Consider the following 11,710-nt stretch of genomic DNA (forward strand, 5'->3'; position numbering starts at 1 on the left):
GATTAATAACCCTGAAGACAGCGCTCTTCCGATCTCTTCACTTGAATACCGCGTACCGATAACTATTGGAGAATCCAACTGGGGGGATATTTACCTTCTATATTCGCTGAAAAAACTGAACAAAGTGATCACCCAATCTATTGCAGAAAATACTCAACTACAAGAAGAACAAACGAACAAGGCATTTTATAGTGCCGGAGCGATTTTGTTAGTCGCCTTTGTGCTGATCTCTCAGTTAGCAGAGCGCTTAGTTGAGCCCATAGTGCGTTTAAGCGCTTACACCAAAGAAATTGCAAACGGAAACTTCACTAAAGTCCATAACGCCGCAGTAACTGGTACTGATGAAATTGCCGAACTCAGTCATAACTTCACCGACATGGCAAAAAACCTGGAAGAAAATTACCTAGAACAAGCGCAATATAATTTAACGCTTGAAGCAAAAGTTAATGAGCGAACAAAGGCCTTGCATAAGAAGAACGAAGAGTTACTTAACGCCTTCAAAAAAGTAGAAGAAAGCCAGCAGCAGTTAATATACTCAGAAAAAATGGCAGCACTTGGTCAACTGATCGCAGGTATTGCTCACGAAATCAATACGCCTCTCGGGGCGATAGGCGCATCGGCCAGTAATACCTCTATGAGTTTGGAAGACCACCTTACCCAACTGAAACCTATTCTGGAAAAAAGCCCCGACCCTGACGCTCAAGCACTGAATAAGATCATCTCCCTGCTAGGCAGGTCGACGAATAATCATTCCGACTCCCTTAGCACGCGTGAGGAAAGGGCAATTAAGCGCTCTCTATCAAAAGAACTTGCTCCCCATCATCAGGAAGGTGCTGAAGATCTAGCAGAATTGCTATTGGAAATGGGCTTACACGATCAGCTCAGCGCACTAAAACCTGAAATTCTCGACCCTGAAAATAACAAAATCGTTTCCCTCGCTCACTCCCTTACGAGTATTCGAAGAAACAACATGACCATTCATACCGCCATCGCGCGCGTATCAAAAATAGTCTTTGCCTTGAAGAGTTTCTCTCATCAAGACTGCAGCGGAGAAATGATTCAAAGCAATATCAACGACGGCATTAAAACAGTCTTGGTGCTTTACCAGAACCAGTTTAAGCAAGGCTGTGAAGTGCACTTGGACTATGGTGATTTACCCTCAACACTCTGCTACCCCGACGAACTAAACCAAGTCTGGACCAACTTAACCCATAACGCACTTCAAGCAATGCATAATGAAGGTGAATTATCGGTCTCTACCAAAGTACAGGAGGGTAATATTCTTGTGCAGTTCACCGACAACGGCCCAGGAATTCCTGAGGATATCCAAGAAAAGGTATTTTCATCCTTCTTTACCACAAAACCAGCCGGAGAAGGCAGCGGTTTAGGACTAGGAATCTGTAAGAAAATTGTCGATAAGCATCAAGGAAATATTGATTTTGAGAGTGAAGTTGGGCGCACAACTTTCTCGGTAAGTATTCCGATTAGAACCTAAAGCTCGCCCCTATGAGTGATCCAAAGGTGTAGGCATCAGTAATATCAAAACGATCACTTGTTAAAGTAAAGTGCCAGCTTTCTCCTTTCCAGCCCAATGTTACCGCCTTAGTTTTAAAATCATAAACCGTTTGAAGTGCGCCGTGCTCTGATATAAACCCGTTTACGTGGAGGCGACTAGTCATCCAGGAATCATATTTATGTAAGCCCAAGCCCATTTCCAACATGCTCGACAGCCTGTAACGACCCTCTACACTTAAACGCTTAGGAAACCTTAGCGTATGTTCTTTATAGCCCTCCCTACCGGTCAGCACAGGCTTTACATCCACCCTGCCAGATGGATCAAGGTTAACTCTGTCAGAACTCGCTTGCGCAGAGGTCGTTGGCGCACGGTTGATTTTTATATGGCTATATAAGTCGAGTATTTGTGCATCAATGCTGAGATCCTCATTTGGCCTAAACATCCACCTTAAGTCCAAGGTATAACCATAAGCATCAGGTGCTACTGCAGTTCGTTCTAGTAACCGGTCCTTATCATAAACGTAATCTAGCTCAATGTTACCAGTGTAACTGTCTTCAGAAATCTGTACATCACCACTAAGGCTACCGTCCATAAACGCCGACATATTCAGCAAAGAAATATCAACTTCCATACTTAGCGATGGTAATAATGGCGTCAAATAGCCAAGTTTAACCCCGGAAGTATGTGCATGTAATACATCCAAATACAGCTCATAATCCCGATTAGTATCTACCTCAAGCTTATTTTTATCTGTATAGACAAGCTCAGCAAGATCCTCAGAATAATCCAAAACATAATCATAGCGAGCAATTGCGGCGATCTTGAAGTTATTAAAACGAATACCACTTTCCCAACGATTATGAGTAAAAGAAAACTCACCCTGACGGTAATGTGGCCCTTTAAACTCATCAAAAGCGATTTGCTTTATTGAAGAGGTCTCACTATGCCCATAGACATCACTTTCTAGGTAGGCCTCATATTCTGCAGGTGCCGCATAAGCATTAGATTTGAGTATAAAGAAGGAAAGAGAGAGGAATAGTAGTGTAAACCTGTGAACTAGCATTCTGAACTAACACCTAAAATAACATCCCTAAAAAAAAGAGAGGCATAACGCCTCTCTTGTATTCCCTATAATCAGGGCATAGCTAGTATAACACTTAAGCAGTATGCCCGATTAAGCATTGACTTAGAACAATGATTCAAACTCAATATTATCTGCATCTTGATCATCAGCAAAAACTAACAACTCAATGCCGTTACGAACTTCATACCACGCGTATAGGAAGTCGTCTTCATCGACAACACCATCCTCATTAGTATCTTTACGGATCTCAATGGTAAATTGTCCGTCTTCCTCACTAATAGACTCATCCCCTGTCACTGTAATCACGACACCGTCATTATTGGTCAAGGTCATTTCAGCAGTTGCGCCATCAGTATCGATACCTTCTATAGCCGCTTCGATATCTATCGTGCGACCAGGATAAGCCAAAGATAAGCTAAAGTCTGCATCGTCATAGCCAGAGCGCTCAACATCAAATGAGAAGTCAATTGCATCAGCGACCCCTTGAAGATCAGCACTGAAGCTCAGATTTGCACTCAAGTCCGACCAGTTCGATGTTGTCTCGCCACTATCCGAGTTAGAGTCATTATATGACCAACCATTTTGTTGGCTATATGATTCATCATAACTATAGATCTCGCGGAAGGTAACACCCGTAGCATCGCCATTTAGCGCTATCGATGCTTCAAAGCTGTGCGCATCATTTGCAAAAGTACCCTGCAAACTAATTCCTACCACTGCGCTTCTCAGTGTTAGATCTTCTGATTCTGAATCAGACCAACTAGTTTCGGTATTGTTCCAAGTATCTTCTGTGTCCTCAATGAATCGACCAATTGATGCGTCTAGACCCAACATACCAGAGAATGACATTGGACCATCAGTTTGTCCTTCACCTGCCTCTGTTTGTTCAATGCTGACATTAAAGTCCGCATCAAAATCAGTCACGGTGGCATTAAGGTAGTCATCGTAGCTACCGCTACTCTGTCCTTCTGTACCATTGCCTTCATATGAAAGGTTGGCTTCAGCTTCTAGACCTGAACCTTCCTCTAGAGTAACCAGAACAGTTCCTACCGATGCCGTACCAGTCACATCGATATCCAGACTTCCTGAGACGGTACCTTCATCGCCCCAAGTATAAACGTTGGTTGATTCGTTATAATTTTCATACTCAGTAGAGTCATCATCTATCGTAAAGTCGACGACAGTACCCATCATGTCGACACTCACGTTCTGAGCTATGCCGCTATCGTCTTCAATAACAACAGTTTCATCAACACTTAGAACAATAGCCCCTTCACTTTGTGAGATATTTACCGTAATACCTTCGACGACTACATCTGCTGGAAGCGACGTAAGTTCTGCTTCATTTTCTTCTGAAGGAGTTAACAAACCGCCAGTCTCAAAGTCGAAGTTATTCTCATAAGCAATAGACATCGCACCTAAAGCTTCTGCCATACCTTCAACCGCATTACCGACATCATCAGAACTCGCGAGATCTGCGGCTTCCATCTGTAGGTCAAAGCCATCCAGAATATTAGCAACCGTATCCTGCCCCTCGCCGTCGCCAACTAATGAACTATCTATTGCAGTACCTAGTTCACGAAGCTCCTCTACAAACGCCTTTACCTGAGCCAAGTTAGTCGCATTTGCTGTCTCACTGGCCGTACCTTGGTCACCGTCGTCGCTAGCTACCGCTTCATCTGCCAAGGTTTCATCGGCTGCTACATCATCTTCTAGGCTTTGAATATCCGTAACCGCATCAGCAAACTCTTCACCTAAAGCTACGATATCGTCTTCAACTTCTTGGATAACCTCTTGAGCATCCTCTAGAATATCGCCCAAGTCAGTCACATCATCACTCACAGCATTATCACTCAAGCCTGAATCAGCAAAGCTCTCTGCAAAGCTTTCAATTGCCTCGTTGATTGAGGTGCTATTAGTGGTGTCATCACCTTGAACAGCACTCACAATTGCTGCATTAATCGCTGCATACTGAACGACATCTGCATCGTCAGCTAATTGCGCTGCAACGGCTTCTGGGTCAGTTAAATCAACGACTGGGATCTTAGTAATATCCTGAGTCAAACCAAAACGGTCAGCTACTTGAGAATTGGCATTGTTGACAGCTTCTTGGATGTTAAATTCTGACACTGTGCCGCTTTCGATAACGCTTTGGGCCAATGTCGCAGCAACCGTTGTAAGTGGCGTTACGTTAACAGAGACCGTTTCTGTACTCTCTGGTAAAACCGCGCTTAAACTTAAGTCACCAGCTGCCAGATCTAAAGAAGCACCAAATTCCACATCTACAGTACCATCACCATCGTTATCACAGCCACCTGCAATATCACACTTCATTGAAGCAGCACCATCATTGTCATCAACTACGATAAAAACAGGTTTGCCTTCATGTTCCGAAGGAATCGTTAAGGAATATTCGCCTGCCGAATCGGTTACGGCTGTCGCAATTGCTGTTGTTTCTGGGGAACCTGAACTATCAAATAGATAAGCGCTCACAAGACCGCCTACAATAATACCTTTACTCGCTGTACCGGTTACCGTTGAACTCGACGAACTTCCACCCGATGAGCCACCACTTGACCCACCACACGCGCTCAAACCTAGTGCAGCTGCAATAGCAAGACTTAAACCTAATTTTTTCATCAACTTTCTCCTTTCCTTGGTGCCCTCACCCTTTTTAGGTGATTGAGCGTCAACATAAATTTCGACACACCCATCACAAAAGTGCTACGAATCTATATATAGCTACTTCAATAGTGACAGATAGAATTCTTTAGTGCTTTGTATATTTTCAAAGCCGTTAAAGAAAGATAGTTCAGCGCTAACATTTAGACAAGCATATTTTTAGAAAGAGAAGCCCCTAAATAAATCACTAGTTGAAACAAAGACGTTTAAAGGAGCTCCACTTGATCAAGCAATTCAAGAGAATTGATTTGTCTTATTGCAGAAACAAAAAAAGGGAGCTTGGCCAAAACCAAACTCCCTTTCTTAGCTAGGTCTTAGACTTACTTAGATAAGTCCAACAATAGCTTATTCAAGCGAGATACAAAGGCACCTGGGTCTTTCAGTTGTTCACCGCTAGCAAGAGCAGCTTGATCAAACAAGACGTTGGCCAAGTCGTTGAAACGGTCATCATTTTGCTCTTCGTTCAACTTCTGAACCAATGGGTGCTCCGGGTTCACTTCGAAGCTTGGTTTAGTCTCTGGAACAGCCTGACCAGCTGCTTCCATGATCTTCTTCATTTGTGCGTCCATATCGTGTGCACCGGCCACCAAGCAAGCTGGCGAGTCAGTCAGACGATTAGTAACACGAACTTCTTCAACCTTGTCGCTTAACAAGTCTTTGATCTGGCCGATCAAGCTTTCATAAGTTTTGCTCGCTTCTTCGATCTGTTTTTTGTCTTCTTCGTCTTCGATATCACCTAGATCTAGCTCGCCTTTGGTGATGTCTTGCAAGTGCTTACCGTCAAAGTCACTCAAGTAAGAAATCATCCAGCCATCAACACGATCACTCAGCACAAGCACTTCAATACCCTTTTTACGGAAGATTTCCATGTGAGGGCTACTGATACCGGCTGCATAGCTCTCAGCGCTAACATAGTAGATCTTGTCTTGGCTCTCTTGCATACGTTCAATGTACTGCGCTAGAGAAACTGTCTGCTTGCTATCCCCTTCAGTGGACGCAAAACGTAATAAACCGGCAACTTTCTCTTTATTTCCAAAGTCTTCAGCCAAGCCTTCCTTGATTACCTGGCCAAACTCATCCCAGAAAGACTGATACTTTTCAGCATCGTTCTTCGCCATCTTGGTCAACATATCAAGAACACGCTTGGTCAAAGCAGTCTTCATACTTTCAACGGTCTTGTCACTCTGCAAGATTTCACGAGAGACGTTCAGCGAAAGATCGCGAGTATCAACAATACCTTTAACAAACCGTAGGTACAGAGGCAGGAACTGCTCAGCTTCATCCATGATGAAAACACGCTGAACGTACAACTTGAGCCCTTTCGGTACATCGCGGTTGTACATATCAAAAGGCGCTTTTGAAGGAATATACAATAAGCTTGTGTAGTCCAATTTACCTTCAACACGGTTATGAGACCAAGTTAGTGGCTCTTGGAAGTCATGAGAAATATGCTTATAGAAAGATTGATACTCTTCTTCTTTGATTTCAGACTTAGACAAAGACCAAAGCGCTGTGGCTTCGTTGACTGTCTCGTCTTTTGGCTCTTCTGGCTCTTTACCTTCTTCAGCAGGCATTGGCTCAGACTTCATCACAACCGGGAAGGCGATATGGTCAGAATACTTCTTAACCAGACTACGTAGCTTCCAGCCGTTAGCAAACTCAGCCTCTTCCTCTTTCAGGTGAAGCACAATCGAAGTACCACGCTCGGCACGCTCGATATTCTCTATGGTGAATTCACCTTCACCTTCGGAGCTCCAGTGAACACCTTCCGCTTTATCTGTACCCGCTTTACGCGTGAATACATCAACTTTCTTGGCAACAATAAATGCGGAATAGAACCCAACACCGAACTGACCAATCAACTGAGAATCTTGCTGGCTATCACCTGTTAGCTTAGACATAAACTCGGCAGTGCCTGACTTGGCAATCGTACCTAAGTGGTTAATGACATCATCACGATTCATACCGATACCGTTATCAGTTAATGTCACTGTCTTGGCTTCTTCATCAAACTCTAGACGAATCTTCAGATCACCATCGTCTTCGTACAAAGAGTTGTTAGATAGCGCTTCAAAACGCAGCTTATCTTCTGCATCGGAAGCATTTGAAATCAATTCGCGTAAGAAGATCTCTTTATTTGAATAAAGGGAATGGATCATCAAATGTAGAAGCTGCTTAACCTCTGTTTGAAAGCCAAGGGTTTCCTGCTTTGCTTCTAAATTATCTTGTGCTGACATATATTTGTTTCTCTCGTTTTTCGTTGTTCAGAAAAATTGATTTGTCGCTTTCCGGCAGCAATTTATCTCAAACTTATGAGAGGGACTGCATTATCAATGCAGCCTTGCTTACCACCGACCTGAAAAGCCTTGAAACCTTATGTGGGGATGGCATTTTTAATTTCAAGTAATTTTTATCGTGTTTTGTTTCGAGCTGTTTCGCGCACAAAGCCAGATTATGGTTTAATGCCCTCCACCTACCTTTACAAAGATAAATTGAGAATCATGTTAAAAGCCCTTACCACACTATTATTCGCAGTTGTTTTGATTATTGGCCTCGGTGCGGCCGCACTCGATGGTTTCTACGGCGGCGGCGATGCCTTCCCTGATAGAAGTGGCCAGCCCCTGCTCCCGGCTGAAGCGCTTATCAAAGTTGCTGACCTGCCCTACCCTCCTGGAAACATCGCAGTCTCGAAAAATGAGCGCATCTTTTTCACTTATCATCCGGAAGGTTTTCCACCCTATAACATCGCAGAACTGGTTGATGGCGAAGCCAAACCATTTGAGTTCGAGTCACCAGCTGGTCTTAACTTGAGTACTGTTCTATCAATGCGTTTAGACAGACAAGGCCGCTTATGGCTACTCGACTATGGTGACCATGGGCAAGAAACACCTCAGATCCTTGCCGTGGATATTGAGTCCCGCGAGGTTGTGCATCATCATCGTTTTAGTTCAGATATTGCAGGGCTAGGCTCACATATGAATGACTTCCAAGTCAGTCATGATGGCACACGCATCTATATCGCCAATGCAAGTATCATAGGTCTTAGCCCATCTATCATCGTTTATGATGTGATAGAACAGCGTGCTCGTATTGCTATTGAAGACCACGACTCGGTCGACCCGGACTACTATGTTCCTCATGTCGAAGGTGTGAAAATGCTGATGTTTGGTGTTTTTGCTATTCGCCCTGGCGTTGACTCTATTGCGCTAGACCGCAACGAAGAATGGCTTTACTTTGCTCCCGTTACCGACGAGAAGATGTGGCGCGTACGGGTAAGTGATTTGAATAATCCTGCACTAAGTGCAGAAGCGCTGAAAACTAAAATCGAAGCTTTTGGTGAAAAGACCATGAGCGATGGCATCACTATCGATGATGAGGACACTCTATACATCAGCGATCTGGAGCATTCGGCTATCATACAGATGCGCTCTGATGGTTCCATACAAACACTTTACAAAGACAAGAAGCTTCGCTGGCCTGATGGTTTCAGCTTCGGCCCGAATGGCTGGTTATACGTTACTGCTAGTGCGCTACAAAGTGTGATAGCCAAGCCTGACCAGTACATTCAAGAAAAAGGCCCTTATCAGATATTTAAATTGAAGACCGATACCACTGCTTACCCTGGGCATTGAGGTTGAATTTCAAAGGGGTCAGACTCGATTGAATTTCAATCGAGTCTGACCCCTTTGAAAAACCTAATCCTCTAACAAAAAATGCGCTCTGGCCAAGGCAATTGGCTTATCGCGGCTTTCTTGCCAGGCGTGAACTTCGACATTAGCAACGCGGCCACCCTGGCGGGTCACATTACAATAGGCATAGGTATCCTGGTTTGCACCGGCACGTAAGTAATCTAATGAAAAATCAATAATTTTGGGAAATTTCAAAGTCGACTGAGATACCAGCAAATACATAGCACTAGACAATTCCATAAAGCCACCAATGACACCACCATGAATTGCGGGAAGAATAGGATTACCAATATTGCCTTCCTTCTGATTTAACTTAAAGGTTAGCTCTCCTCTATCATCCAGGCATTCAATGCCAATCAATTGCGCATAAGGAATAGCTGAGGTCAGTATCTTGTAGTCGCTCTTGTCGCGCGCTTGTATCACCGAATCTTTAAAATCTTCGGGCAGAGAAACCTTGCCAATATTCTTTGATTGATAAACAGGAATATCTTTCGTCATCACATCTAAGGAAGGAATGCCCTTCTCGCCCATACGCATAAAGGTTGCGACACAATGCGCCACAGTCCGGTCAATCTGATAAGCCTCACACTTCATAAACAAGATATTGTTGGTTGAACGGTAGCAGCTTGCTCTCGCGAATACTGACTGCCCCGGTTTTGCCTGGCGCATATAGTCAACACGCAAATCTAGTGTTGGGCAGAGTTCAAACTCCGGCATTGCACATAGCACACCGGCACCTGCGGTCGTATCCATCAAGGTGGTAATCGCACCACCATGAATAACCCCTGAATCTGGGTTACCGATAATCTTCTCGCTGTAAGGCAATTCTAGTATCAGCTCGTTTTCTCTTGCAGAAACAACCTTAATACCCAACTCCTGGCACTGAGCCAATACGCTTACAAAGCTTTCGACTTGGGTAAACAACATGGTTTCGTCTCTCATTCATTCTCTCACAATCAGCGTTACATAATTTAGCTGGGAACGCTTATTCTAGTTAAGCATAAAATGTCAGCTCCTTATCAGCTAACATATTTGAAGCGCCGAAGTATAACCAATGTCACACTTTTTAAGAAATGTAATTAATCAGGAGATTTCCACCTAGCATCCTATTTATAACAATAGTAATTACTCATTTGCTATTGAAAAGAGTGAATCCATTAGCGCAAAATTGACTTACTGTTAACTAGAACCCGGTATTGTCTTATGCGCCCCATTTTTACTTATCTTCTACTCTGCCTAACCTTGCTCTGTAGCGCTTGCTCTGTAAACCCGGTAACCGGAGAAAAGCAGCTAATGTTCAGCTCTTTTTCTGAAGACGTTAAAATAGGCCAGCAACAATACCAACCAGCACAGCAATCACAAGGTGGCGCCTACAACCTTGATCCGAAGCTTAGTGAATATGTCAGCACGGTTGGTATGAGGCTCGCCGCCCTTAGTGATGTCCCAAAACTTCCCTATGAGTTTGTCGTTCTCAATAACTCAGTCCCTAATGCTTGGGCCCTGCCATCAGGCAAGATTGCTATTAATCGTGGCCTGCTCTTAAAGCTGGAAAGTGAAGCTCAACTAGCTGCAGTGCTTAGTCATGAAATTGTTCACGCTGCTGCCAGACACGGCGCCCAGCGTCAGCGTGATAATTTACTGGTTCAAGTCGGCATGGCGGGCCTGGGTTTAGGCTTGGCGAATAATGACTATCGAGACTTAATTATTGGCGGTGCGAACTTAGGGGCAAGGTTAACCACTGCCAAATATGGACGCGACCACGAGCTGGAATCAGACCACTACGGCATGAAATATATGGCTAAGGCTGGCTACAACCTGCAGGGCGCTGTTGAACTTCAAAAGGTTTTTGTCTCACTATCAAAGCAGCAAAAAAGTTCATGGCTTGACGGTTTATTTGCTTCACACCCGCCCTCTCAAGAACGGGTAGAAGCAAATATCAAATACGCTGCCTCAAACCCTGTCAAAGACGCCTTCTCGGGTAAAGAGGCGTATCAACAAGCCATCGCCTACCTCAAGAGTAAACAAGAAGCTTACGACCTGGCAGACCAGGCGAATGCCGCCCTGGCACAAAAAGATTACGACCTGGCGCTTAGCCTTATTTCTAAAGCAAGTAATATAGAACCTAAAGAAGCACTATTTAGCGCCATAAAAGGCGATGCATTGGCCGCTAAGGGAAATAAAGATTCTGCACTTGCGGCCCATATGCGCGCCACAGAGCTCAACCCAAATCAATTTTCTTATTACTTAAAGCGTGCTCAAAGCTATGCCGCTCTAGGCCAATCTAGCTATGCCATTGATGATTATCGCTATAGCATGCGTTTACTACCAACAAGTATTGCTGCCCTACAATTAGGAGAGCTATACAGCGAGTCTCAGAATCAGGAACAAGCACTTAAGTACTATGCACAAGCAGCCCAGGCGCAAGGCGATATAGGTCAACAGGCAAAACTAAAACTGGCCCTAATCGAAATTAAGCAAACACCGGAAAAATACTTAAAGGCCAAGCATGTTCAAGACCCTAAAGGGCCTTTATTGGTGACAATAGAAAACCATAGTCCACTGAACATTGGCGCTCTACAGTTGCGCACGCAGCTAATTGACGCAAATGGAAAAGTAATTAAGATTGAAGAATGGTCAATTAACGAAACGATTCCGGCGCAAAAACGCAGCCCCTACTATCCTGCCAAAGTTGTTTATCACTTAAAAACAGGCGAAAAGGTTAAAACCAGCATTAGCTCG

The 11,710-nt window shown here is 44.1% G+C and carries 7 protein-coding genes; 3 read left to right on the top strand and 4 right to left on the bottom strand.

Annotation, left to right across the window (positions count from 1 at the left end):
* Positions 1 to 1,495 (top strand): sensor histidine kinase (locus A3761_RS01325; protein WP_068749675.1); only part of this gene is annotated, 1,495 nt, incomplete at its 5' end.
* Here the strand turns inward: A3761_RS01325 and A3761_RS01330 are convergent.
* The 3 genes from A3761_RS01330 to htpG all read right to left on the bottom strand — a co-directional run bounded on the left by A3761_RS01330 (position 1,485) and on the right by htpG (position 7,519).
* Positions 1,485 to 2,579 carry a hypothetical protein gene (locus tag A3761_RS01330; RefSeq protein WP_068553017.1) on the bottom strand — a complete coding sequence of 365 codons (1,095 nt, stop codon included), beginning with the start codon at positions 2,577 to 2,579 and terminating at the stop codon, positions 1,485 to 1,487. The two genes, A3761_RS01325 and A3761_RS01330, sit on opposite strands and share 11 nt — an antisense overlap.
* Positions 2,580 to 2,702: 123 nt before the next feature.
* Positions 2,703 to 5,240, bottom strand: coding sequence for a hypothetical protein (locus A3761_RS01335; RefSeq protein WP_068553018.1), 2,538 nt, complete (start codon positions 5,238 to 5,240; stop codon positions 2,703 to 2,705).
* A 362-nt stretch (positions 5,241 to 5,602) separates the two neighbouring features.
* On the bottom strand, positions 5,603 to 7,519 hold the full coding sequence (gene htpG / locus A3761_RS01340) for a molecular chaperone HtpG (RefSeq protein ID WP_068510476.1): 1,917 nt from the start codon (positions 7,517 to 7,519) through the stop codon (positions 5,603 to 5,605).
* 264 nt (positions 7,520 to 7,783) lie between these two features.
* Between htpG and A3761_RS01345 the strand changes: the two genes are divergently transcribed.
* Positions 7,784 to 8,914: an SMP-30/gluconolactonase/LRE family protein gene (locus A3761_RS01345; protein WP_197470094.1), complete on the top strand. Its 1,131-nt coding sequence runs from the start codon at positions 7,784 to 7,786 to the stop codon at positions 8,912 to 8,914.
* A 63-nt stretch (positions 8,915 to 8,977) separates the two neighbouring features.
* Here the strand turns inward: A3761_RS01345 and A3761_RS28865 are convergent, their stop codons facing one another.
* Entirely contained in the window at positions 8,978 to 9,913 is a 936-nt protein-coding gene (locus tag A3761_RS28865) for a PaaI family thioesterase (RefSeq protein WP_368664571.1), read from the bottom strand.
* Between the two features lie 261 nt (positions 9,914 to 10,174).
* Between A3761_RS28865 and A3761_RS01355 the strand changes: the two genes are divergently transcribed.
* Positions 10,175 to 11,710: M48 family metallopeptidase (locus A3761_RS01355; protein ID WP_156491484.1), on the top strand; the 1,536-nt coding region annotated here is incomplete at its 3' end.

It is taken from the genome of Oleiphilus sp. HI0123, from assembly GCF_001635315.1.